This is a genomic window from Paenibacillus algorifonticola (assembly GCF_000971975.1).
In the GTDB taxonomy this organism is placed as follows: domain Bacteria; phylum Bacillota; class Bacilli; order Paenibacillales; family Paenibacillaceae; genus Pristimantibacillus; species Pristimantibacillus algorifonticola.
The window spans coordinates 14,826-39,787 of the sequence record NZ_LAQO01000047.1; the positions used below are offsets into that span (position 1 = coordinate 14,826).

At 50.5% G+C, this 24,962-nt stretch carries 24 protein-coding genes; 20 read left to right on the plus strand and 4 right to left on the minus strand.

What is annotated here, in order from left to right; all coding sequences use genetic code 11:
- Positions 1–10: 10 nt before the first annotated feature.
- Entirely contained in the window at positions 11–193 is a 183-nt protein-coding gene (locus tag WH37_RS29695) for a hypothetical protein (protein WP_046234273.1), read from the minus strand.
- 345 nt (positions 194–538) lie between these two features.
- Here WH37_RS29695 and WH37_RS29700 point away from each other — a divergent pair, with 345 nt between their 5' ends.
- On the plus strand, positions 539–3,214 hold the full coding sequence (locus WH37_RS29700) for a YhgE/Pip domain-containing protein (RefSeq protein WP_046234274.1): 2,676 nt from the start codon (positions 539–541) through the stop codon (positions 3,212–3,214).
- An 18-nt stretch (positions 3,215–3,232) separates the two neighbouring features.
- A complete protein-coding gene (locus WH37_RS29705; RefSeq protein ID WP_046234275.1) occupies positions 3,233–3,829 on the plus strand; it encodes a hypothetical protein in 597 nt (198 codons plus the stop codon).
- Between the two features lie 356 nt (positions 3,830–4,185).
- Here WH37_RS29705 and sigK read toward each other — a convergent pair whose 3' ends face one another.
- The 3 genes from sigK to WH37_RS29725 form a co-directional block, all read right to left on the minus strand.
- Positions 4,186–4,884: an RNA polymerase sporulation sigma factor SigK gene (sigK, locus tag WH37_RS29710; RefSeq protein ID WP_046234276.1), complete on the minus strand. Its 699-nt coding sequence runs from the start codon at positions 4,882–4,884 to the stop codon at positions 4,186–4,188.
- Positions 4,885–5,749: 865 nt separating this feature from the next.
- Complete coding sequence (locus tag WH37_RS29720; protein ID WP_046234278.1) at positions 5,750–6,691, minus strand: aldo/keto reductase; 942 nt, start codon at positions 6,689–6,691, stop codon at positions 5,750–5,752.
- 96 nt (positions 6,692–6,787) lie between these two features.
- The gene (locus tag WH37_RS29725; protein WP_046234279.1) at positions 6,788–7,198 is read right to left on the minus strand and encodes a MerR family transcriptional regulator; all 411 of its coding nucleotides are present in this window, start codon (positions 7,196–7,198) and stop codon (positions 6,788–6,790) included.
- 184 nt (positions 7,199–7,382) lie between these two features.
- Here WH37_RS29725 and WH37_RS29730 point away from each other — a divergent pair, with 184 nt between their 5' ends.
- The 18 genes from WH37_RS29730 (at position 7,383) to WH37_RS29815 (ending at position 24,942) form a co-directional block, all read left to right on the plus strand.
- On the plus strand, positions 7,383–8,414 hold the full coding sequence (locus WH37_RS29730; RefSeq protein ID WP_046234280.1) for a hypothetical protein: 1,032 nt from the start codon (positions 7,383–7,385) through the stop codon (positions 8,412–8,414).
- Positions 8,415–8,610: 196 nt separating this feature from the next.
- Complete coding sequence (locus WH37_RS29735; protein WP_231594429.1) at positions 8,611–9,453, plus strand: class I SAM-dependent methyltransferase; 843 nt, start codon at positions 8,611–8,613, stop codon at positions 9,451–9,453.
- 2 nt (positions 9,454–9,455) lie between these two features.
- On the plus strand, positions 9,456–9,695 hold the full coding sequence (locus WH37_RS29740; protein ID WP_046234308.1) for an acyl carrier protein: 240 nt from the start codon (positions 9,456–9,458) through the stop codon (positions 9,693–9,695).
- Positions 9,692–11,026: an ATP-binding protein gene (locus tag WH37_RS29745; RefSeq protein ID WP_046234282.1), complete on the plus strand. Its 1,335-nt coding sequence runs from the start codon at positions 9,692–9,694 to the stop codon at positions 11,024–11,026. The genes WH37_RS29740 and WH37_RS29745 overlap by 4 nt, the downstream gene beginning before the upstream one ends.
- 30 nt (positions 11,027–11,056) lie before the next feature.
- Positions 11,057–12,187 (plus strand): hypothetical protein, encoded by a 1,131-nt coding sequence (locus tag WH37_RS29750; RefSeq protein WP_046234283.1) that lies wholly within the window; start codon positions 11,057–11,059, stop codon positions 12,185–12,187.
- A gap of 32 nt (positions 12,188–12,219) precedes the next feature.
- A complete protein-coding gene (locus WH37_RS29755) occupies positions 12,220–13,329 on the plus strand; it encodes a radical SAM protein (RefSeq protein WP_231594425.1) in 1,110 nt (369 codons plus the stop codon).
- A gap of 79 nt (positions 13,330–13,408) precedes the next feature.
- Positions 13,409–14,599: a radical SAM/SPASM domain-containing protein gene (locus WH37_RS29760; protein WP_046234284.1), complete on the plus strand. Its 1,191-nt coding sequence runs from the start codon at positions 13,409–13,411 to the stop codon at positions 14,597–14,599.
- A 14-nt stretch (positions 14,600–14,613) separates the two neighbouring features.
- On the plus strand, positions 14,614–15,642 hold the full coding sequence (locus WH37_RS29765; protein WP_052737295.1) for a Gfo/Idh/MocA family protein: 1,029 nt from the start codon (positions 14,614–14,616) through the stop codon (positions 15,640–15,642).
- A gap of 14 nt (positions 15,643–15,656) precedes the next feature.
- On the plus strand, positions 15,657–16,649 hold the full coding sequence (locus WH37_RS29770; protein ID WP_046234285.1) for an ABC transporter ATP-binding protein: 993 nt from the start codon (positions 15,657–15,659) through the stop codon (positions 16,647–16,649).
- Positions 16,636–17,445, plus strand: a complete 810-nt coding sequence (locus WH37_RS29775) for an ABC transporter permease (RefSeq protein ID WP_046234286.1) — start codon at positions 16,636–16,638, stop codon at positions 17,443–17,445. Before WH37_RS29770 ends, WH37_RS29775 begins: the two co-directional genes overlap by 14 nt.
- A gap of 5 nt (positions 17,446–17,450) precedes the next feature.
- Entirely contained in the window at positions 17,451–18,254 is an 804-nt protein-coding gene (locus WH37_RS29780; protein ID WP_046234287.1) for an ABC transporter permease, read from the plus strand.
- A 130-nt stretch (positions 18,255–18,384) separates the two neighbouring features.
- Positions 18,385–19,167: a glucose-1-phosphate cytidylyltransferase gene (gene rfbF / locus WH37_RS29785; protein ID WP_046234288.1), complete on the plus strand. Its 783-nt coding sequence runs from the start codon at positions 18,385–18,387 to the stop codon at positions 19,165–19,167.
- A gap of 19 nt (positions 19,168–19,186) precedes the next feature.
- Positions 19,187–20,281, plus strand: a complete 1,095-nt coding sequence (locus WH37_RS29790; protein ID WP_197091404.1) for an NAD-dependent epimerase/dehydratase family protein — start codon at positions 19,187–19,189, stop codon at positions 20,279–20,281.
- A complete protein-coding gene (locus WH37_RS29795) occupies positions 20,278–21,573 on the plus strand; it encodes a UDP-glucose dehydrogenase family protein (protein ID WP_046234289.1) in 1,296 nt (431 codons plus the stop codon). The genes WH37_RS29790 and WH37_RS29795 overlap by 4 nt, the downstream gene beginning before the upstream one ends.
- Entirely contained in the window at positions 21,560–21,826 is a 267-nt protein-coding gene (locus WH37_RS29800) for a phosphopantetheine-binding protein (protein WP_052737314.1), read from the plus strand. Before WH37_RS29795 ends, WH37_RS29800 begins: the two co-directional genes overlap by 14 nt.
- A gap of 5 nt (positions 21,827–21,831) precedes the next feature.
- On the plus strand, positions 21,832–22,896 hold the full coding sequence (locus WH37_RS29805) for an LLM class flavin-dependent oxidoreductase (RefSeq protein ID WP_052737316.1): 1,065 nt from the start codon (positions 21,832–21,834) through the stop codon (positions 22,894–22,896).
- Positions 22,874–23,917: a hypothetical protein gene (locus tag WH37_RS29810; RefSeq protein WP_046234290.1), complete on the plus strand. Its 1,044-nt coding sequence runs from the start codon at positions 22,874–22,876 to the stop codon at positions 23,915–23,917. Before WH37_RS29805 ends, WH37_RS29810 begins: the two co-directional genes overlap by 23 nt.
- Complete coding sequence (locus WH37_RS29815; RefSeq protein WP_046234291.1) at positions 23,914–24,942, plus strand: phosphotransferase enzyme family protein; 1,029 nt, start codon at positions 23,914–23,916, stop codon at positions 24,940–24,942. Before WH37_RS29810 ends, WH37_RS29815 begins: the two co-directional genes overlap by 4 nt.
- Positions 24,943–24,962: the final 20 nt, after the last annotated feature.

The window sequence follows — 24,962 nt, forward strand, 5'->3', positions numbered from 1 at the left end:
TTAAGATCATTTATTTTGAAGAGGGCTTATGTTCCTTATGGTGATTAATAAACTTCTGCATTTCCTCATGCGCTTGTTCACGATCTTCCGGGGCAATTGGTACAGCCAGTATCCCATCATCGTGTGGGCGAATGACAGGAGAGCGTCTATTATCAGAAATCTGATCTGCTACGATAGGCTTAGATTTTCGCATGAACATCAACTCCTTTAAATTAAGTATAAATCAATTAGCCTTGTGGCTTCAACTGTTGGAATTGCTAGAAGTCGCTTTTTAATATTTACGGCTTCCATGCCATGTTATGCACCTCTCCATATTCGCTTATTTACATTTTACAACAAATCCTGACGCTCATCATTAATCATCGGCGTTACCACCGTATGTCCCTGTAAGGCGCCTGATACAAGCCCGTTTTCCCCCGAAAAAAACATCATGATATTTCTTCTTTTCCCTGTTAATGCTAAACTAAGGTCTGATTAGCGGCAATCGGTGTTGCATAGGCCACTCCACAACTTATGACATTGCAAAGGGGGTCTACTCATGCGCAATATTTGGCATATTTATAAAATAGATTGGCTCCATATATTACGTGTGCCTACTGGCATTTTTCTTATTTTAGCGATTATATTGCTGCCTGGCCTCTACGATTGGGTCAATATTAAATCGGTGTGGGACCCGTACAGCAATACGCAAGGCATTAAAATTGCAGTCACGAGCCTTGATGCGGGAGCGACCGTTCAAGACAAGACGGTTAATATCGGCGAGGAGCTAGTTGCAAGCCTGCAAAAAAACGAGAAGCTGGGCTGGACGTTTGTAGGTGAGAAGGAGGCGATGGATGGTGTTGAAAAAGGCACCTATTATGCAAGCTTGCTTATTCCAGCCGACTTCTCTGCCAAAATAACCGGCATTATCGAGGGCAAAATCGAACGGCCGGAAGTCATTTATACGGTTAATGAAAAGGTCAATGCCATTGCGCCGAAAATAACCGGCTCCGGCGTTTCGGCGATCACAAAGCAAATTAACGAAGGCTTCACAGAAGCCGTAAGCGAAGCAGTCCTGACGAAGCTCAAAGAGGCGGGCGTAGAAATTGAAGCGGAGCTGCCAACGATTCGCAAAGTCGAGAACGGTATTTTTAGTCTGGAAAGCCATTTGCCTGAAATCGAAGCGGCTGGACAGAAGGTGCTGGAAATCGAAAGCAAGCTGCCAGAAATTAATGAGAAGGCGCAAAAAATGATCGAGCTCCAGCAAAAGCTGCCGGAGATTAATGAAGCTGCGCAATATGTGCTAAAGCTGCAGCAATATTGGCCGAAAATCAGCGATGCCGCTTCGGAGGTGCTCCTCATTCAGGAGAAGCTTCCTGAAATCCAGAAGGCGGCGCAGCGCATTCAGGAGGTCGATGCAAATTTCGACCGCGTGAGTGAGACGGTGGACACCGCGCTGGATAAAACGAATACAGCACTTGGCATTGTGACAACGGCTGAGGAGCAGCTGCCGAAGCTTGAAGCGCTGGGAGGAGACGCGATCGCTTTCGCGAATGGGCTTAATGATTTTTTAGCATCAAGCCAGGAGGCCTTTCAGACGATTAGCCCGACGTTGAAGCAAAATCTGCTGCTGGTCAAGCAAATTGCTGATGCTGCCGAGCTGCTGACAGCAAGGCTGCAGGAAGCTGATCTTAGCAAGCTGCCGACCGCAGCGGAAGTGCAGGCGCTCTCCGATCGGCTCAGTACGGCGACAGGCGTAATCGGTAGCATGACCAATGTGCTGCAGACGATAAACAGCCATTTGCCGGATGGACAGCTCGGCGGAGCCATTCAGCGGCTGAGCGGTCTCTCTGAAAAGCTGAATACGCAAATTCAGCTGCTCGGCATCATTAAGGAAGCGATGGACCGGGGAACTGCGCCGCCAGAGGAAATCGTAGCGCGGCTGCATACGGTAACCGCGCAGGTGAGCAGCGATCTTGGCTACGTGCTGGAGCATTACGACAGCGATATTGTGCCGGCGATCACCGAAGGCTTGAGCAAATTGCAGGAGCTTGGCACGGCAGCGTCTAATGTGCTGCAAACGGCGAAGAGCAAGCTGCCGGATATCGCAGAGCTGCTCAAGGCTGCGCGTGAAGGGCTGACATTCGGGCAGCAGGAGCTGACCCGCATTCAGGCAGAGCTGCCGGAAATTCACATGAAGGTGCATGAAATAGCGACTACCTTGCAAAGCAAGACGGACGCATTCGTGAACGCTATTAACACGGCTGCGCCGTTCATCCGCAATGATTTGCCAGCCATCGGTAAAAAAATCGACGCTGCAGCAGCTTTTGTCCAGAACGATTTGCCTGAGGCGGAAAAAGAGCTGGCAAAGCTGGCCGATTTCGTCAAATACCAGCTTCCGGAGCTTACGGACAGCGTGAAACGCGTTGCCGGACTTGTACGCGACGACTTGCCGCAGCTGGAGGAAGCGATTCGTAGAGCGGCAGACAAACTGCGTGAAGTGAAGGCTGATAACAGCTTTGCCGAGCTTGCGAAGCTGCTGCGTGGCGATATCGAGAAGGAAAGCGAGTTTCTGGCGAGCCCCGTGCTCATTAAGGAAAATCAGCTGTATGCAATTCCTAACTACGGGTCAGCGATGTCGCCATTTTACGGTGTGCTGTCGCTCTGGGTAGGAGCAGCGCTGCTCATCTCGATGCTGCGCTCAGAGGCGGAAAATCCTAGCGGAAGCTATCGCGGCTACCAGTTGTATTTGGGGCGGCTCGGCACTTTTTTAACGATTGGTCTATTGCAGGCACTATGCGTGACGCTGGGAGACATTTTTATATTAGGCGCCTATGTCGCAGATAAGCTGTGGTTTGTTTTATTCGCCATGCTCGTCAGCATTGTATTTGTCACCATTACGTACACGCTGCTGTCTGTGTTCGGCAATGCGGGCAAGGGTATTGCGATTATTTTTATGGTGTTTCAATTTTCCAGCTCAGGCGGTACATTCCCGATCAGCATGACGTCGCCTTTTTTCCAGGCGCTGAATCCGTTTATGCCATTTACGTATGCGATTAGCTTGCTGCGCGAATCGGTTGGCGGCATTTTGTGGGAAACGGTGCTGAAGGATGTGCTGTTCCTGCTCGGCTTTATTGCCATTAGCCTATTCATTGCTCTGGTGCTCAAGCGTCCGCTTAGCGGCATCATCAAGCGCTCATCCGACAATGCAAAGAAGACGAAAATTATAGCATAGAGATTGAAGGGGAAACGTATGAAAACGTACGAACAGTTCGTGGGAGAAATTATTGCGGCGGCGCAGGCTGCGGAGCTGCACATTTATCAAAATAAAAACCGACTGGAGACAAGGTCGCTGGATCGCGAGTTTTCGTTTTTTTGCACGCCGAGGGCTCACCAGCAGCCGTATCAGACGAGCGCCTATATGTATTTCGAATGGAGCAGCGTGCTGACGGCGGAATCGCTTCGTGAGCGGGAAGAGACGTCGTTACATCCGGTTCTCGGTGTAATGCGCAACGCGGATGACGGTGCTGTGAATGAGGAGCCTTGTACGCAGCTGCATATTCAATATGAGTTCGAGGTCGCGGAAAATTTTCAAACGAAGACGGATGAAATCAATCAGCAGCTGCTGACGATTTTTCGCAAGTCTATGGGCCATACGAACGTTCCGGTTATAAAATGGGAGTTGATTATACAGGCGAGCGGCGAAAATCATATTTCTAAAATATCGGCGCAGCAGCACTGGAGCATTCCTTTGCTGTCGGATTCCGGTGTTGGCCCGATTATGGCTGAGGTTAACGATGTTTTGATCGCGATAAGCGAGCTGCCTTTTATCAAAAAGGATGCGCAGTAGCATGCTGCGTTGAACCATACGGCGACAGGGCCCGCTCTTGCGGGAACGGCATGTGAAAATAATGAAGTTGACCGTCCAAGAGGCTTGAAGATGGCTGCCGTTCCTATAGGGGCGGCTATTTTTCTTGCTCTTTTTTTGTTCTTGACAAGCAAAATCTCCTTTTAGTTGATGGGTATAACTCATATATAGAAATGGCAAGCCTCATGGCGGGTAGTCAACTTCATGTAACTATAATAGTTACAGTAGGGCGTTTGCTCAAACTTTTATATGCGAGGGGGCGGGGAATTAAAAGACAGTTTATTCATTCTGTTTCATAAAAAAAGTGACTAAGCCTCGGCTTAGTCACTTGCTTTTTATCATCTCTTCGCTTTATAAAATTCATGATACAGCTTCATCAGCGCCCGCTTCTCAATACGAGATACATAGCTGCGGCTAATACCTAATTCCTTCGCAATCTCTCGCTGTGTCCGTTCCTCTCCGCCATGCTCCAATCCGAATCTGCCCATAATCACTTCCTTTTCACGTTCATCAAGAATGACTAAATTTTTATAGATTTTACTTTTTTCCATTTTAAGCTGAACGGTTTCCACAATTTCATTGGGATCACTTCCAAGAATATCGACCAGCGTTATTTCATTGCCTTCTTTGTCCGTGCCGATTGGATCATGCAGCGATACGTCCTTGCGCGTTTTTTTCAAGGAACGAAGATGCATTAAAATCTCGTTTTCTATACAACGGGCAGCAAATGTTGCTAGCTTCGTGCCTTTGCCCGTCTGAAAGCTTTCGATGGCCTTTATCAGCCCGATCGTGCCGATGGAAATCAAATCCTCTAAATCTTCTCCCGTGTTATCGAATTTTTTGACGATATGTGCAACAAGGCGCAGATTATGTTCAATAAGTAAATTGCGGGAATGCGTATTGCCTTCCGCCATTAATGCGAGGTGCTTCGCTTCCTCTTCTTCACGAAGCGGCTGTGGAAAAGCGTTATTTTTTACGTATGACACGAGTAGCGTTAGCTGTTTAATAAACAAAGCGATTGCAGCAAATAATCCCATCGTCAGGACACCCCCATGCTGTATTGCCTGGCCTGCGGTTCAGCCTCGGCGCGCAAGAATATTAGTTTTATATAGTATGTAGGCGGGGGCCTATATGTGCATGTACGAATTTGTATATCCTAAAAAAGCTGTATTTCAGCCGAAGGTCTAAAGTGCAGTTGTAAATGAAAGCACGTTGATTGTCTCTGCACAGTGACCATAGAAGAAGATAAAATTATAAAACGATTGATGCCCCTTAACTAATACGATTTTTTACAATTGTATACGGATAAGCCCTTCGACAAGGACATTTTTGGCTGAGTTTTTATTTGGGGGAACCATTGCTGTGGAGGCATAATAATAACATATCGTTGGTCCTTAAACTGCTGACAGACTACTTATATGCAAAAAATTCGTATGACAGCATGCCTTTATTCACAAAGCCAAGAGAGCATGCTTCCTTCGGGGTAGCTGTATACGCGGATCTCAATGATTTTCTTATCCAAATCAAGCAGAATAGCATACAGCATTCAAGCTTGCCTTTTCACATTTTGTATGAGCATAAAAAAGTTCTTCACTTACTAGTGGAATACTTAATCAAGATAGATTGCATAGCGGATTCTCAATCCATGTTAAATGATTTTTCACTTTTAGTAGAGAAAACAATCGTATTAAGGAACTTGTATTTGAAATTTGAGATTAGCGAGGACCATTCGCTCATTAATAAAATGAGAGAGTCTCTTGAGAGCATACAGGCACTTGAAGCTTCAGCACTTGAAAGTCTAATAGACTTGATCGAAATGATCTGTAAGCGAGATTTTTCGATTGTTTGAGGGCGCTTTATAGACGCCCTCCTTATAAAAAGCGATAATTAGCAGTTCATTGGTTAATTGAAAATAACATCGAGCTGTTTAAGCTCTTCCTCCGAAAGCTGAACATTCAGCGTTTGAAGATTGGAATCCATTTGGTCGGGCTTCGTCGCACCAGGGATAATTAGATGAACGGCTGGTCGTGTCAATAACCAAGCAAGCGCAATTTGCGCAGGCTCAGCTCCCTTGGCCTGTGCGAAGGCTTTGAAGCGATCCACACGTTCCAAATTTGCAACATAGGCTTCTTTTTGAAATAAAGGGTTATTCATTCGTGAAACATCATGGAAGACATCATCCTTCTTATATTTACCAGCTAACAGGCCTGATGCAAGTGGGAAAAATGGAATCAGTGAAATTTCATGCTCTAGGCAATAAGGAATAACATCCGCTTCGGCTTGACGGACCAGCAGGGAATATTCGGCTTGGAGCACATCTAAATGCTGATTTGCATTAAATTCCTGAAGCTGCTCAAAGCTTAAATTTGAAGCGCCAATCGCTTTGATTTTTCCTGATTTTTTCAGCTCCGCAAGGGTGTCCGCTGCTTCTGAAAGCGGGGTACGGCTGTCAGGAAAATGCAGAAAGAATATATCGATATAATCGGTCTGCAATCTCATCAAACTGTCATCGACCGACTTGCGTAATGCAGCGGGACTGTTGTCGACTTCCAGACCCGTTTGACTAAACTGGGGGTTGGCAGAAGCTTTAGTAGAGATGACAAGCCGCTCCCGTCCTCCGTGCGCTCGTATGGCTTCACCGATTAACTCCTCAGAATGACCCATTCCGTATAAAAATGCGGTGTCAATGAAATTAATTCCTTTTTCCAGTGCAGACTGAATTAATTGACGGCTTAAAGCATCATCAACTTTTGGATACATCATCGAATTGCCTACCACACCAGCTCCAAACCCAAGTTTAAAAGCCGTCAATCCTGTTCTGCCTATCGTTACCTCGTGATTCATGTTTACATGCTCCTCTTTTGTTTGATGTGAAAATCCCGTGAAGGACTCTAACTCACATCCTACAACCTTGTGCGAACACGAGGTCAAGCAGAACGATTACGGTTTAAAAATAGATTGAATTTGAGGCTGGACGGGGGAGTGTTCACCGAATTTTTGTCCGGTTTGCAGTTTCATCTTAATCATATCCGTAATTTGCTGAAGCGCTTGCTGCTGCAGCTCTATCTTTTTTTGATAGGCGCCAAGCCTTTCGCGCCATTCGCTATTCGTTGAGGTGTTCTCATCTAACTGCAGCTTAATGATAGGTTTTAACTCCTGCAGCGACATTCCGGTTTTTTTTAAACAATGGATCATAAGAAGCGCTTCTTTATGCGATTGGTTATAAATCCGATGACCATTATTTTTTCGGGCTACGGGAGGCAGCAGATCTATTTTCTCATAATACCGCAAGGCATCCTCACTAACCTGAAATTGCTCCATCATTTCCTTCATTGTAAAAGCTTCTGGCATTACGCCACCTCCATAAGGAACTTATCCATTATTCCACTAATGAATTCATTATAATAGCTGGTGTTAACACTAGGTCAAATAACAGTGCATTTTCAAATTTTTAAACTTGTTCAAAAAAGTGCAATTGCAGGAAAAAAGATATTAACCTATGGTGGAATTATCTCATTGAAAAGAGGCGATCTATTTGGAAGCTGTAAACACCTCACATGTTCTTCCGCTTCGCAAGCCGATCATTGATGTCAATTCGTACCACGCCTTTTCCCAAGCGATTGTGCTGACGGACGAAGCGTTGTCGCTGCCGTGGCTCTTTAGCCACTACATCCATCTGTTTGGCGTTCCCGAATTTGATAAGGGCAACTTTATTCATTTCGCGTCCTCTTCTTTTTTTCACGAACTGCCCTATACATTTGTGTCAAAGCTGCATACGGATCAATTGAGGTCGTGGTTTGATGACCCGTTATCCTTCTTCATCGATTGCTTGCACAAAAATCAATATTTAGCTATCGCGCTTGACGAATATTATATTCCCGGCACTTCCTCTTACCAAACGAAGCAGCAGGTGCATCATTTGCTTATTCACGGCGTCGATGTTTCGCAGCAGTTGTTCTATGTCGCAGGCTACTTTTCGCATCCGCCGGTCTATGACTCGGGTCGACCGGTCAGCTTCGATCTGCTCCGAGAATCGCTCCGGCATGCTGGGCCCATCAGGCAGCGTATCAGCCAGACATTGGAGATTATAGAGTATCCATACCGGGATTTAAGTACGCAAGCATTTGAGCTTGATGTTCATTTTATCGCAAGGTCACTGGAGGAGCATTTGCTGTCCAAGCCGTTGACTGAAAAAAATCCGAAAAGGATCCATTTTTGGTTCGGCCTGCGCGTGTATGATCTGCTCGAGCAATTCCTTGAAAGGGAGTTGGAATCAGAGCAGCCGCTCATTCATATGAAAGCGCTCCAGACGCTCGTCAATCATAAGCAATGGATGAATAAAAGGATCGAGTATTTACATGCTCACAAGCTGATATCCGATAATGGCCTGCTTGCGATGGGGCAGGATGTGCTAAAGCAAACCGTTATTCTTCATCAATGGTGTGTGAAGCAGCGGGTCAGAAGGGACCCAAGCAACATCGTAAATGCCATTCGCTGTACGCAGCAATTGAAACGCAGTGAAGCGTTGTTTTTGGAGAAATGCTTGGATCAATTGGCTATTCCTTAACGATTTCTAAAAAGTGCAAATTTTTTAAAAAAGTGCAATAGAAGGAAAAATGATTTTTTCAAAGAAAGAAACCGCTCATCAAAAAAGTCTTATTGCATGGCGAACACGTTTGTCTATAAAGTTGAAGTAGGCCACTGACTCACAGGATCTACATCAACCATGTAGTAGATGAGAGGAGTTGTTCACAAGCTTGGCAATGAAGACAACGCTAACAACCTCACCGATTCAGCATCAGGTCAGTCGACACACAAGTCCGCTTGGCGTTATGCTGCTGCGATTTATTTACCTCATGTATTACGCCTTGTTGTATCCGCCTTATTATTTTTGGAACAAACGCGATTTCAAAACGCAAACGAAAAAAAATCCTTTCTACGTCAGTAAGCTCGTGCGATTGGTGGAAAAGCATCCCCGGCTATATGAGCTGTCGATGTTTGTGCTGAACTTTCCAAGACCGACAGCGGTTTATCATTTTTTGCCTGAATTACAAGGAAGAGTGCTGCAGGTTGGCTGCGGGACGGGGCTTCTGAACAAGCATGCGAAGGGGTGGAGGCATGTCGAGTTTTTTAATCTGGATATTAATGAAAAACACCTTCAATTCGGCATGAAGAAGGGACGGCTGCACAATTGCATCCATTCTGGCATTTATCAGGTGGAGAAGGAGGACGAATGCTTTGACAAGATCGTTTTCGCCAGATGTTTTCATCACATCCGGCATCATAAAAAAGCGTTCAAGGAATGTGCAAGACTACTAAATAAAGGAGGGGAATTGTGGATTCTGGATCCTGTTATTCTGGAGGAGCAGGGCTCAGGCAAACAAATGAGCGCGGGTTACATGGCCAATTCGTCTATTGACGGCGTTATATGGCGTTTTACGAAGAAAGCGTTTATAGAGCATGTGCTGGCTTCGCTCCCAGGGGAATTGGAGCTCATTTCGATCACGGAAAATCGGCAGCCGCACTTAACCAATTATAATTTGAAATACCCGCAAACTGATATTTTGGCGGTTATTCGAAAAAGAAGCGAAGGGGAGAACAAGTAATGCTGCAGACTCAAATTATTACGATTATTTCCGAAATCAAGAACGAACCCGACTTGACGGCTACGCTGACGGGAGCCTCCGACATGCTGAACGATGCGGGGCTGGACTCGCTGCAGCTGATTAATTTCATACTCCGGATCGAAGACGAATTCGAAATCGAAATCGATTTTGACCAATTTGATATGGAGCACCTGCAGTCGATCGATATATTCTGCGATTTTATTCAAGCCAAGAGCGCATGAGGCGGGCTGGGGGCGTAACGACGATCCATTGCGGCGCCTTCGATGCGGAGACACTTTGGCGGGATGAAGCGCTGGCGAAGCTGCCCTCCCTGCCTGATCCGCAGGCAAAGGCAATAGTTGGCGCCATGGACGAGCTGTTATTTTTATTTTGCGAAAGCTCGGACGTGCTGCTTACCCGAAATCCGGTGGCTCCGGCGCAGCTTAGCTATTTGAGCGGCATTGGCTTGACGTTCAGGACTAGCGGCGAGCCACTCGAGGATAGCGGCGGAGTGCGGGACGCAAATCCCTTCCAGCAAATGCTGAATAAGGGGGCAGTGCGCAAGTATAAGGAACTGCTTCCGCCGGGCGGCTTTATAGAGCCGTTTGCCGTACTGGACGGCTTGCAGGAGCTGTCATCGATTTACCGGCTCGGAGGGCTTTATCCGGATATGGAGACGATCCGGCACGTGAATTCCAAGCTGTATTCGGCAGAGCTCAGAGAAAGTCTGGGATATGGCCCGCCTACGAGAATTGTGAGGGGTCATACGGAGCTGAGGCGCGCCGCCGAAGCGATGCTGAATGACGGTCCCGTGCTTGTCAAGGATACGTTTGGGGTATCCGGCAAAGGGAACTTGCTGATCCAAAACACGGCGACGCTGGAGCGTATAGCCGGGTATGTTGCTGCCCAGGAGCAAAAGGGAAAATCAACCTTATTTCTATTGGAGCCACTGCTGGACAAGGAAGCCGATTTTTCATGCCAATTCCATATTGATGCGGACGGCGGCTTTGAGCTAATTTCCGTACAGCAGGTCATGAACGCCGAATTTGCCTATCAGGGCACGTTCAGTGCAAGCGGAGAGCTCATGGAAAAGCTTGAGCGTGAAGACTATTTTAAGCTTATGCAGAAAACGGCCAGCATGCTTTATGAAAGCGGTTACTACGGTCATGTCTGTGTCGATTCGATGCTGCTGGCGGACGGCGGTCTCGTGCCTATTGTAGAAATTAATGCACGCAAGTCGATGAGTCTGATTAAAAAGCGGCTGGACGATTACTTGGCCAAGTTTTCGCTTCAGGGGAACCTTACCTATTTGTCCGTCATCTGTCCTGGAACTGTGGAGTACGCAGAACTGCTTGCGGCTATGGAGCGCGAAGGCTTGCTCTTCCGGCCTGACCGAGGAGAGGGGATCCTCCCGCTTAGCGCTGGTACGTTTACGATCAATCAGGCGGCCGGATTAAAGCGCAAGGGAAGACTTTATTTGTCCGCGGCAGCGGGGCGGATAGAACGCTGCGGCGAGCTGCTTGCCCGCATGCGAATCCTCTTGAAGACACGCGGTATTGCCGTGACCAATTAAGCGCCTAAAGGGAATGAGGAGGAAAATAAGATGGGCAATGGGGCTAATCGGGACAATCGCTTCACCACGATTCTTTGCTCAGGCTTCGGGCTCGGCTTCTACAACCCTGGTTTAATCGTGAACTATCAATTGAGACAGCGCGGCATACCGACCGAGGTGCTGGTATTCGAAGGGTTCATGCAAAAGGAAAAGCAAGCAAAAATCGTAGACAGCAGGAAGGCTTATCATGACAATTTTGCGCTTGCGAAAATTGCCACGAAGCTGCCTAAGGATATTCGGGACAGCTTTAATCTGGAACAAATCAATGACATGCTAAACGGCTGGGCGGCGGAGGGACGCAGAAGGTTTATTTCCTTGTCCGGGCATTGGGTGTACATCTTGGAGCTGTACAGAGAGAGGCTGGGTGCCGCCGCCGACGAGCTGGAGGTCGATCTGCTTTATGTAGATTCAGACCTGTCGCCCTCTTGGAAAAGCCTCAAAAAATATATGCCCGATTACTCAACCCGTTATCGGGAGGTTTGGCTGTATGCGTCGTCAACGTTGTCTATTCATCTGCAAATTCGTGTCGGCGACGGAGAACCGCTGCCTTTCGCAGGCAGAGCGCCTCGGTATGTGATTCACGGCGGAGGCTGGGGGATGGGGACGTATCAAGGGAAAATACCGGAGCTGGAGCAGCAGGGCCTTGCCCTCGATGTCGTTGCTTATGAGCTTGCGGAGACCGAGCGGCAGAAGCAGGGCAATCGTTATTACATGAACGATCCCCAATGGATGGCTTGGAATAAAGGGGAATCAGGGGAGCATGAATTTCCAAGGTTCGGCGAGATTAGGCCGGATACTGCACCGTCATTTTCCAATCTGCCGTCCCATCACGGTCTCTATGATGTTATTCGCCAGGCTAAGGGCATCATTAGCAAGCCCGGTGCGGGGACGCTGATGGATTCACTGGCCTCGGCCACGCCGGTCATTATGCTCGAGCCGTTCGGCGAGCATGAGAAGAGAAACTTGGAAGTATGGCTGGAGCACGGACTCGGAATTACCTATGAGGATTGGGAGCGTGCGGGATTTACAGAGGATGTGCTAGCGACGATTCATGAACGGCTGCTCGTGAAACGAGCGGCTACAAGAACGTATACGGACGACTATTTGGAACGAATCGGTTGAGGTGAAGGACGGTATCCCGATAGGAGGGCGACATGATGGCGATCAGAACGGAGTCCGCGCCTGCCGCGGCGCAAGCGTTAGACCTGCACAGTCCCAAGTGGATTTTTCTGCAGCTGCTCGAATCATGCAATTTGCGCTGCAAGATGTGCTTCGAGTGGGGAGAGAACGGCTCTTACAAAGAGAAGCCGGAGCTAAAAAAGCTCGATATCAGCGTGGTGAAACGGATTATTGAGGAATGCAAGGAGACACGCCCCTATTATGAGCTTTACGGGGGCGAGCCGCTGCTTTACCCATGGATCGACGAGGTGTTGGAGCTCATTCACACAACGGGGAGCAAAGCACATTTTCCCACTAATGGTACTTTGCTGGAGCGGCATGCGGAGATGATTATGGCCTTTCCTCCGGAGCGAATCTGGGTGTCGCTCGATGGTCCCGAGGAGATCAATGATGCACAGCGAGGAGCAGGCGTCTTCCGCAAGGCCATGAACGGCATCCGCAAGCTCTATGAGCTTAGGGAAGCAATGGGCAGCGAATACCCGAAGATTGGCATCAGTACGACCGTCACGCCGACGAACTACAAGCATTTGGAGCGATTCTACTTTGAAAGCGTAGATCTTGCGATGCTGGACTGCCTGAGCGTCGAGCTGCAGCAATATGTCACCCGCGAGCGATATGATCACTACGCAGGCGTGCTGCGGGAGCATTTCGATATTGCCGCCGCGCCAATTGCGAGAGGCTTTATCGCTGACCCTGCGCAGTTCGCGGAAGTCGATGCGGCGGAGCTGTGCCGGCAGTTGAAGCGGATCGAGCGCTATTGCGCGGAGCACGGCATGTACTTCAATGCGTATCCGAAGGTAATCAGCGAGGAGAACATCCGCCATTATTTTAACGCGGAGTGGTCCAAGGTCACAAATATGAAGAAGCGCTGTGTTTTTCCATGGATCAGCACGGAGGTGAACGCTAGAGGCGAGGTGACCTCCTGTCACAATTTCTATGATCTGACGCTCGGGAACGTCAATGAACTCAGCTTAAAGGAGATTTGGAACGGCACGAAATACAAGCAGTACAGGGATTATTTGCGCAAGCAGCTGTTCTCCATTTGTCCGGGCTGCTGCTTGTATTATAACGAGAAGCCGCGCTGAGCGGCCTTACCAAAGTTGAGGCGGCAGAGCCTCGCTCTGCGTAGGAGTCTCTGCTGAGCTTAAGGGGAGGGAAGCAAGCATGCAGCCTAAAACAAATATCCAAATGGATGAGAAGTCGTTCGAGATTCTGAAGCGAACGATCCGAAACGCAGCGATCCCGATGAGGCAGAAGCGAGAAAACCCGAAGTACAAGACGGAGCTTCCCGAGGTTGTCGCCATTAAGCTGACTAACCGTTGCAATTTGCGCTGCAAGCATTGCTACCAATGGAACGAGGATGGCTACCATCATCAGATGGATGCGGCTGAACAAAATTTGGATATCGACGTGGCCATTGTGGAGCGGTTGTTCGAGGATACAAAGCAGGCGAAATCCCGCTTGTATTTGTGGGGCGGCGAGCCGATGTTCCACCGGCGGTTCGGCGACATTTTGACGATGCTGGAGGAGGATCCTCGAGAGGTCACGATTTGCTCCAACGGTCTGCTCTTCGATCAATATATGGAGCAAATGCTGCGCATTTCTGAACAGCTGGAGCTGCTTATCGCCGTGGAAGGGTTCGAGAAGGACCACGATCTGATCCGGGGAAAGGGCTCCTACAACAAGGTGATGAAAGGCATCGACCAGCTGCTGGCGCTTCGATCGGAGGGCCGGTTCCATGGACGGATTTCGGTCCATTGCGTCATTAATAACGCAAACATCTATTATTTATACGATTTGATGGAGAGCTTCGAGCAGCGGGGAATCGATCTCGTGCTGCTGACGTTCCCCTGGTACATTGCTCAGGATACGTCGCTGCAGATGGACGATTATTTTCGCGAGCACTTCGACTGGCTGCACCATATTGAGGAGGGAGAGAAGAGCAGCTGGCACGCCTTCAAGTACCGGATAGAGCCGCATCATCTTCCCTACCTGCTGGAGCAGCTTCGCAAAATGAATGAACGTGTCTGGCACACCCGTCTGCGCTACCAGCCAGGGCTCGAATTTGACGAAATTGAGCGTTTCGTCACAGGCGAGGTCATGACCAGCCGCTGTGCGACCGATTGTCTGGCGCTGGCTACTCGTATTGACGTAACGCCGACGGGAAACATTTCGGCCTGCAAATTTTTCTCCGAGTTCACGGTAGGCAATCTGAAAGAAAAAAGCCTCATGGAAATATGGAATTCCGCGGAATACGATCGCCTTCGGGAGACCATCAATAACGGCTTGACCCCGGCATGCTCCAAGTGCAATGTGCTTTATCTGCATGGCGTCTCGGCGCTAAAGCACATATAGGAGTTGATGATGACGTGAGAACTTTAGCTCTAGGCATCATCGGCTGTGCGTCAATCGTTCGCAGGGCGGTATTCCAGCCGCTTCCATTCGTTGAAGGCATTAAGGTGGTGGGCATTGCCAACCGTACAAGGTCGCGAGCGGAGGCGTTAGCCGCGGAATTCGGCGTGCCGCGCGTATTTGAGCAGCTTGAGGACGTATTGGCAAGCCGGGATGTGGACGCCGTGTATATCGCGCTGAGTAATGACCTTCATACCGAATGGGTGCTGCGCGCGGTCGAGGCGGGCAAGCACGTACTGGTGGAGAAGCCGATCGCCATGAATGCGGCGGAGTGCGCGAAGCTGGAGGAGCGGCTTGCCGGCCGCTTGGCGGTCGTGTTGGAGGGGCTGATGATCCAGCATCACCCGTGGCAGAGCGCCCTGCGGGAGTTGATTCAGGAGCAGCGTTATGGCAGGCTGCTGCAGATGCGGACGGAGCTTCATATACCCATGCGCGATCTGCCATTGACGAGCTACCGCTGCGATCCGAGCAGGGGAGGCGGCGTCTTCGCTGACCTTGGCTGTTACTGGCTGCAAATGCTGCAGCAACTGCCGGGCTTTGAGGCAGCCAAGCCTTCGAAGCTGAAGGCGGAATCAGCGTTCGACGGTCCGCGGGGCTGCGACTGGACGTTCGACGCATCGCTCGCCTATGCCAGCGGGGTCGTTGCGGAACTGTCGGCTTCCTTCGAACGCCCTTACCGCACGCGACATGTGTTGAGGCTGGAGCATGCCGCCCTGGTAGTAAACGATTTTTTTCGCGCCAACGTTGGGAGATATAAAATCACGATTAAGATCGAGGAGCCGGGAACCGGCCGCTCGCTCGGCAGTATAAGCTTTGATCCGCTGCATTATTACGAAAATCAACTGAGGTATTTTCGCGACAGCGTCTTGGCTGGCCAAGGAAATCGGGAACTCCTTCACGAATCGCTGGAGCGGGTCAGGCTCCAGGAGCGGATTCAGGCGGCCGCTGTATACCGAAAGCGCCATTCCGAGGATCGTATGAAGTAAAGGAGACGACATGCATGATCATTGAGGTTGACGGCTTATCCAAATCCTTCACTTACCATAAGAAAGAGCTGGGGCTGAAGAGTTCGATCCAAAACTTGTTCCGCCGCGAGATGCAAACGAAACATGCGGTGTCGGATATTTCCTTTAGCATCGAGGAGGGAGAGGTCGTCGGGTTCCTCGGGCCGAACGGTGCCGGCAAGACGACGACGCTCAAGATGCTATCGGGCATTTTGCATCCGACGAGCGGCAGCGCCAAAGTGTTCGGCTACACGCCATGGGAGCGGAAAAATGAATTTAAACGGCAATTTTCCATCGTCATGGGACAGAAGAATCAGCTATGGTGGGATCTGCCCGCGAATGAGTCGCTGTTCCTGAACAAATGCATCTACGAGGTGGACGATGTGGAGTATGCGCGTACGCTGGGAGAGCTGACCGAGCTGCTCGACGTGAAGGAGCTGCTTAAGGTGCAGGTGCGCAGATTGTCGCTAGGCGAACGGATGAAGATGGAGCTGATTGCCGCTCTTATTCATAAGCCGAGAATCCTCCTCTTAGATGAGCCGACCATCGGTCTCGATATCATTTCGCAGCGCAAAATAAGGGAATTTTTCAAATATTACAATCGCGACAAAAAAACGACCATCGTCCTGACCAGCCATTACATGAACGATATTGAGGAAATGTGCGATCGGTCCATTATCATCAACCACGGAAGGATCGTATTTGACGGAGGGCTGAATGAGGTCAATGAAAGGCTTGGGCATAAAAAAATCATGAAGCTTGTGCTTTCCGAGCCCGTTGAAGAATGGGTGCTGAATCAGGTCGGAGAAGTCAAGGAATTCAAAGATACGCATGTGAAGTTCGTGTTCGAGCAGTCGGAAATCAAAAAGATGTCGCGCTGGGTGCTTGATCACCTGCCCGTGATCGATTTCACTATCGAGGATATTCCGATTGAGGAGGGCATCGCCCTGCTGTACCAAAGTGGCGGTGAGAAGCATGAGACTGCATAGCATGTATTTGAAGACCTTCTCACTCGGCGTGCAAAATTCGCTGGAATACCGGACGAACTTCTTTCTAAACCTGTTTGGCGCGATATTTCCGATTTTAATCCAGTTTTTCTACTGGAGAGCGGTTTTTACCAGCTCGGGCCAACAGATCGTGTTCGGATTTTCGTATAACCAGATGATCGCCTATTCCGTTCTTGCGGTTCTGATGTCCAAGCTGATTGGCACCACGTTCCAGTACGAAATTGCCCGGGACATTAAGGACGGCGGATTGAATAAGTACCTCGTCAAGCCGATAGGGTATTTATCATACCGGATTTTCTGCTTTCTTGGGGAAAAAAGCGTGCAAATGCTCGTTGTGCTCGCCCTTTCGGTAATCATCATGCTGCTGCTGAACGCGTGGCTGGACTTTCCGGTCAACCTGCCCTATATTTTGCTGTTTCTATGCGTCGTGCCCAGCGCCTTAATGCTGAACTTCTTCATCTACTATAGCCTAAGTGCCGTCGCTTTCTGGTTTACGGAAGCGAATGGCGCGTTTCGGACGTTTGCGCTGCTCGCCAATATTGCGGGCGGGGGCCTGTTCCCGCTGGATATTTACGGCCCGGTTACCAAGGCGATTCTGCTAGCGCTGCCGTTCAATTATGTGATCTACTTTCCGATCCGTCTGCTCAGCGGCACGTTGACCGGCCCGGAGATTGCTGCCGGCGCAATGATGCAGTTGGTCTGGATCGGGGTGTTCGCCGCGCTCTCGACCTTGCTGTGGAGGCAGGGTCTCACGAAGTATATTGCGGTGGGAGGGTAGCCGCCTTGTTAAAGACATTAAAAAAATACGCGTTGATCTACAAGGTTTTCGTCAAAAACTGCTTTATCGCCCAGATGGAATACCGGATCAATTTTTTATTTGCTAACACGATCGAAATCGCTTATTTATTCATCAAGCTGCTTTATGTGATGGTTGCGTTTCGCGTCGGGGTCGTCATTAACGGCTATACACCGGATATGATGATGATGTTTGTCGGGTCCTTTACGATGATGACGGGCTTTTATTGTCTCTTCTTTTATTCGAACTTCATGAATTTGAGCAATCACGTTCGAAACGGCACGCTGGATTTGCTCATCACAAAGCCGGTTTCGTTGCAGTTTATCGCTACGCTTCGCAATGTGGACTTCGGTTTTTCGTTTACAAACGTGGTGGCCGGAGCAGGGATGATTATCATTGCCTGGTCACGCATGGACATTCCTGTCACACCTTCGCGGGTATTGGTGTTCATGCTGTTCATTTTCCTTGGCATCGTGCTCAAGTATGCCATCTTCCTGATGCCATCCTTAATCTCGTTCTGGACGGTACAGACGGCGGCGGTCAATCAGATGTCTACCGCGATATGGGATATGAACCATGTGCCGATGCACATATACGGCAGCTCGGTTCGGCATGTAGGCACGTTTCTGTTCCCGGTGTTTGTAATTACTAATTTTCCGCCGCTGTTCGTGCTCGACCGGCTCACCTGGGCGCATATGGTCTGGTTCCTGATCGCCCCGCTGCTGTTCTTATTCCTCTCGCGGAAGCTGTGGAACGTGGCCATCCGCAACTACTCCAGCGCGAGCAGCTAGCCTTGCGGAGCCTAGTCGAGCCGGGTATGCCCATTTACGGGCTGCAAATGGCCGGAAACCGCCATAGCAGCGGGGACGCCAAACGCATGATGATTAGAAAATAGAAGTTCATAACAGAGGAGCGTCGGGGATGGAGAAAACAAAGGTCGTCTTATTGTCCGGCGGCTTCGGTACCCGTCTGGGTGAAGAAACGATGCTGCGGCCGAAGCCGATGGTAGAGATCGGAGGCATGCCGATTCTATGCCATATTATGAACATTTACGATGCTTGCGGCTTCAATGAGTTTATTATCGCTTTAGGCTACAAGAAGGAAATGATCAAGCAATATTTTCTCAATTACATGTATTTGCAAAACGATTTCTGCATCCATATGGGCCAAGCGACCGTCGATATTGTCAGGCACAGGCAGCCGGATTGGACGGTGCATCTGCTCGATACGGGACTGAGCACGATGACGGGCGGGCGGCTGCACAGACTTCGGGATCAGCTCTGCGGCGATACATTCATGACGACCTATGGGGACGGAGTGGGCGACATCGATGTCAAGAGATTGCTCGATTACCACAGATCTCATGGCAAATTGGCCACGGTCACGCTCGTCAAGCCTCGCGCCCGATTTGGCACGGTGGACCTGATGGGCGATCAGGTCGTCTGCTTCAAGGAGAAGGCCGATACCGGAGGCTGGATTAACGGCGGTTTTTTTGTTTTTGAGCCAGGCGTACTTGATTATATCGGTCACGATACGGATGTGCTTGAGAGCGACGTCCTTCCTCGGCTGGCTGAGCAAGGACAACTTATGGCTTACAGACACGACGGGTTCTGGGACTGCATGGATACGATGCGCGACAAGCAATATCTCGAGAGCCTTTGGGCTTCCGGGGAAGCCCCCTGGAAGCGCTGGCGCGAGGATTAAGGGAGGTGCTGAAACGTCTATGGATGCGATGAATAATCCGATCATGCAGGAAGATATGGCGTATATTCAGGATAAAATGGTCAACCCTGCCTGCTTCGCCGGCATGAAAATTCTGATTACCGGCTGCGGCGGCTTTATCGGCTTTTACCTGACTCATTTGTTCGTCCATCTGAAGCGGCAGGGCTATGCTTATGACAAGCTGCTGCTTCTGGATACATTCCGTTCCGGCATCCCGGAGTGGCTTTCCCACCTAGTGGCGGAGCATCAGGATATCGAGGCGCACACGTTCGATATTGCCAGAGACGACCTTGAGCTTGTGCAGGGCGCCGAGTCTGCGGATTACGTCTTTCATATGGCTTCCATCGCCTCGCCCACGTTTTATCGGCAGTTTCCAGTCGAAACGATCGAAGCGAATGTCATGGGACTGCAGCGGCTGCTCGACTTCTATAAGCGTCGCCCGCTGAAGGGCCTTCTGTTCTTTTCCAGCAGCGAGATATACGGCGATCCGGACCCGGATTTCATACCGACCCCGGAGTCGTACTGGGGACATGTGACGAGCATCGGCCCGCGCGCATGCTACGATGAGTCGAAACGAATGGGCGAGACGTTATGCTACGTCTATCATCACACATTCGGCATGCCGGTCCGCATTGTAAGGCCGTTTAACAATTTCGGTCCGGGCATGCCGCTTATGGACCGAAGGCTGCCTGCCGATTTTGCGCTTGCTGTACTCCGGAATGAACCGATCGTCATTCACTCGGATGGCAAGCCGACTCGGACGTTTTGCTACATTGCCGACGCGATTGACGGCTACATCCGCGTCCTTCTGCATGACGAATTCGACTTCTTTAATATCGGCATGGACGGCGGCGAGCTGTCCGTTGAACAGTTGGCTGGTATATACCGTGAGGCTGCCGCCGAGCTGTTGAGCTACACGGGTGATATCCACTACGCTGCATCCCCGGAGAAGGATTACTTGCTGCATAATCCGTCAAGGCGCTGCCCGGATCTGTCCAAAGCCCGGGGTGTGCTCGGTTACCAGCCCGGGATTGAAGTGTCCGAAGGAGTCAGACGTTATTTAAGGTTTTTGCAGAAGGAGTTGATCTTCGTATGATCGCGGTGATCGGACTTGGTTTCGTCGGTCTGACGACCGGACTTGGACTTGCCCATCGCATCGGCTGTACCTTGTTTGCATACGATTGCGATCCGAAGAAAAGGGAGCTGTACCGAGCTGGAAGAATTCCATTTCACGAGCCGGAGCTGCAAGAGCATCTTGGACGCTATCTGGGCAACCGATTCGTGGTTTGCGATACGCTCGAAGAAGCATTGCGTAGCGCGGAATATATCTTTTACTGCGTAGGCACTCCCGCTCTTGCCGATGGCGGCGCGGATTTGAACGCTCTGCTGGGTGGCCTGAAGGCAAGCCGCGAGGTGTTGTCGGATGGACGGTTTCGCGTGCTGGTCATTAAGTCCACAGTGCCGCCGGGTACGACCTCCCGCGTAATTGCTCCTCTGCTCGAACAGCTGGGATTGCGCCCTGGAGAACATGTCGGCCTAGCAGCAAACCCGGAGTTTCTAAGAGAAGGCTCGGCATGGCGTGATGTGATGGAGCCGGACCGGATCGTCATCGGGGAGGCTGAGCCGGACGGTGGACGGAGGCTTGCGGAGCTGTATGCCTTGGGCTTTGATGCTCCTGTCCGCCGCGTATCGGCCACAACCGCCGAATTTGTCAAATACATGTCCAATTCGCTGCTCGCCACGATGATCAGCTTCGCGAATGAGATGGCAATGATCGCGGAGCAGACTGGCGACATTGAGATTCCTCAGGCGTTTCGTTTGCTTCACGAGGACAAGCGCTGGCACGGCACGCCGGCCAAGATGACCGATTACGTGTATCCGGGCTGCGGTTTCGGCGGGTATTGCTTGCCTAAGGACATCGCTTCAATGATTCATCACGCTTCCGTCATTGGCGAACATGCTGGCCTGCTTCAGGCCGCGGTTGACGTGAACCAAAAGGCACAGATGCGAATGGCCGAGCGGATTGCCGCTGCTGCCGGAGACCAGAAGAGCCGAAAGATCGGCATTCTGGGGCTTTCGTTTAAGCCGGGCAGCGACGATGTACGCGGCGCCGTTTCTTTTGAAATCATTCGTCTATTGCTCGGGATGGGATATCTGAACATCGCTGCCTATGACCCGCTATCGATGAATGCGTTCGATCTAGCTTATGGGCTGCCAATTTCGTATGCGCAAACGATGGAGGAGCTGGCTTCGGGGAGCGAAGTTATCGCGCTGATTACCAGCTGGGAGGAATTTATAGAGAAAAGGCACCTGCTCTCGGGCAAGCTCGTCATCGACGGCAGATATACGGAAGCGCAAAGCGGGGTGATTGTTCATGCTGGAGAATAAGGAAAGCATCGTGAATATTTTGGCAAAACTGCTGAGCCTAGAGCCGGAGCTGCTTGTGGCGCTTGGAGGGGATGCGGATTTAACGGAGCAGTATCTAAGCTCCGTTCTCGTGGTGGAGCTTGTGGTGGAACTGGAACAGTATTTTGGCCTGATGATCGATGATGAAGATTTATTGACGGAAAATGTCTCCACGATTCGAAAAATCGGGGAGCTGATCTCGAAATATAAGGAGATGCAGCCATCAAAGGAGTGAGCGAAATGGCTTTTTGCTGGATGCTTCCGCAGGGTGACCTTCATCGGATAACGGAGCAGACTAGAGCTGCCGAAGGGTACGGCTTCGATTCCGTGTTGTTGATCAACGCGAATGATTACATGGACCCTTGGATTGCTGCCTCGTATTTAGCCGAGCGGACTGAAAAGCTGCGGTTCCTGATCGCACAAAATACGAGCTATATTCTGCCAACGGCAGCGGCGAAAGCGCTAGGCACATTAAACCTGCTAACTGGCGGCCGGGCGGATATAAATGTGGTAACCGGCAGCTCGGCCATTGAGACGGGGCGCATGACGAAAGCGGCTAGCCACGAGCAGCGCTACGAGCGGACGAAGGAGTTCATAGAACTGTTTCACCGGCTGCAAGAAGGTGAGACCATTCACTTTAGAGGCTCCTGGTTCGAGGTGAATCAAGGGGAGTTGTATCCGAAGCCGTCTTCTCGCGGCAGCGTGTTCATATCCGGCAGCTCCCCAGAGGCCATGCAAATCGCAGCTGCTGGCGGGCACCATTATTTAACGTACGGGCATGATTATCCGGTTGTCAGCAAGCGGCTTGAAACGTTTCGCGGATACATCCCGAAGGCAAGTCTGCATCGTCCCAAGTGTGGCATTATGATCGATATAATCGCCAGAGAGACGACTGAATCGGCTTGGGCCGCAGCGGAGCGTTTTCTTGGCGGAACGAGCGCTATAGAGAAGCGCACGAACCGACTGTTCCGCAATAATTGCGATGCTGCAGGTATTCAGAGCTACAAAGCGCATTATGCAGACCCGATGGCAAAAGTATCCGAGCACTTATGGGCAGGACTCGTGCAGCTGAATACATCAAACGGGTTTTCCATCGTCGGGTCGTACGAGGAGGTGCGGCAGTCGATTCAGAAGTTCCGGCAGCTAGGCGTAGACTATTTTATTCTGAGCGGGCTCGCGGGGCCCGATGAACAGTTGCGCATCGGCGAGTACATTCTCCCCTATGTAAGAGGAAATGGTGAATCTGATGGACTCTCGTCGGTGGGAAAGGAGGCCTCATCCCATGGAAATGGACGTTATGCCTAAGAAACCTTTTGCCATTCGCGCGGGCCTGCACTGCTTGTTCTCCGGTTTGTACCACATCCTTGAGCGAGAACGGCCGGAAGCGGCAGCGGAGAGCGATGAAGCGGATATATATTTCGAGACGAACGGACTGAATTTGGAGTACTACGGAGATTTGAACAGGGTATGGCTTGCGTCTCAGGAGGACATTGTTGATCGATTCGCCCAAACTTACGGACTCGAGCTGCATGCCTCGTTCGAGGCGGAGCTGGATCCGGATGCCGCGCTGCTGCGACTGCGGGAGGCTGTGCTTCAAGGCCGCATGCCGCTGCTGTTTGTACGTACGACATCGCTCGACTACCATGAGGTATTCAGAGACGGAGAGGAAAGAAATCACCTTGTACTTCTGCTTAGCTGGGACGATGGCGGCGATTCGATAAGGATCGGCGACACCTCTTTTCTCGATAAGGCAGGGCACATCACTACCTACGAAGGAGTGTTAACGGTTGATGCGCTGCGAAGAGGATTATGGGGCTATGCGTGGTTCCAGGCTGATGCAGAGCAGAATCCGCTCTCAGGATTAGGACGATTTACTGCGGCGCTCCAGAACATTCGCTCATTCAATCAAGGTTTAGAGTTGCCTGAACAAAGGTACCAAGGCAGTCTTGCCTACCGTATGTATGTAAGGGACTACGCTAAGCTGCCTGCGTTAGATGCTCTGGCCTTTTCTGCCGTGTGCCGGAATGTGTATTATTGCTTCCGGGTCGGGGGGATGCTTCATCAGCTCGACTACCTTGCGGCATATATTGGACGCTATAAAGGGCGATGGCCACAAGAGGGTCAAGAGCTTCTACACCGCGTGGAAGGATTGCGGGAGCAATGGCGCAAAGCACTGATGCAGTTATACAAGGTCGGTTTATCCGTCCAGCGCGATAAGATCGGCCTTGTGCAGGAGCGATTCGCTCTACTTCTTGATGAGCACGAAAAGTTGCTGCGTACGCTGCTGAGCGCGGTAGGCGGGGAACAAGGAACTGCCCGCCGATGAAAACTAATCTATTTGTACAAGACGACAATGGACTCGTTCAAGAAGCCATCGGACGTTTTGTTGTAGAACGGGTCGCATTCGTTCCGCTGGAGAGCTATGAGAGCGCAGTATACGCATGGGAATTGGAGGGTCGCAAATTTATTCTAAAACTGACCCGGAAGAGCCGTCGAACTCGGGAACAGCTGATGGGAGAAATCGATTTTGTTCAATTTGTTGCCTCTCATGGCGTTTCCGTGGCTAGGCCCATCGTTGCAAGGAGCGGGCAATACGTAGAAAACATCGGCGGCAGCATGGATGGCATGGTGGACGGCGAAGGAAGTGGAGGCAGCGCGGGATACTGGGCGTATGCTTTCGAGTGGGCGGAGGGCGAGCGAGTCGGCCCCGGCCACTATGGCTCCAAGCTTTACAAAGTATGGGGGATCGCCATGGGACGGCTGCATAGCCTTGCCGAGCTGTATGCGCCGAAGCAGCCCGAATGGATTCGTCCCAGATGGGAGGAATCTGAGCTGCTGCCAACGTTAGATGTGTGTGCCCTCAGCTCGTTTCCGGAGCTTCGATCTGCGGCTGAGACATGGATGAGCAAAGTAAGGCGGATTCCCGAACATAAGGGGGAATTCGGTTTAATCCACAACGATATGCATCCTCGCAATTTTCATTGGACCGAGGAAGGCATCGTAATGTTCGATTTCGACGGATTGACGCATCATCATTATGCGAGCGACATTGCGGTTGCCTTATATTACGGTTTGGCGGAACATAGCCGGGCGAGTGAGAACAGTTGGTCTCCGGAGCAATTCCTGCATTATTTTTTGGAAGGATATTCCGTTTGCCGGACCGTCTCAGCAGAGCTGCAGCGCCATATTCCCGATTGGATGATGTTTCGTCATATTCAGCTTTATATGTTGTATTTCCGATCTTGGGGGGAGCGGCCTGCTGGTATCACGGAGAGATGGACCTTGAGCCGTTACAGGAAAGATATTATAGGAGGAACCTTGTTCGGCAAGAAGCCTGAGGATTTGGCATGAGCAAGTTATTTGCGTTCCAA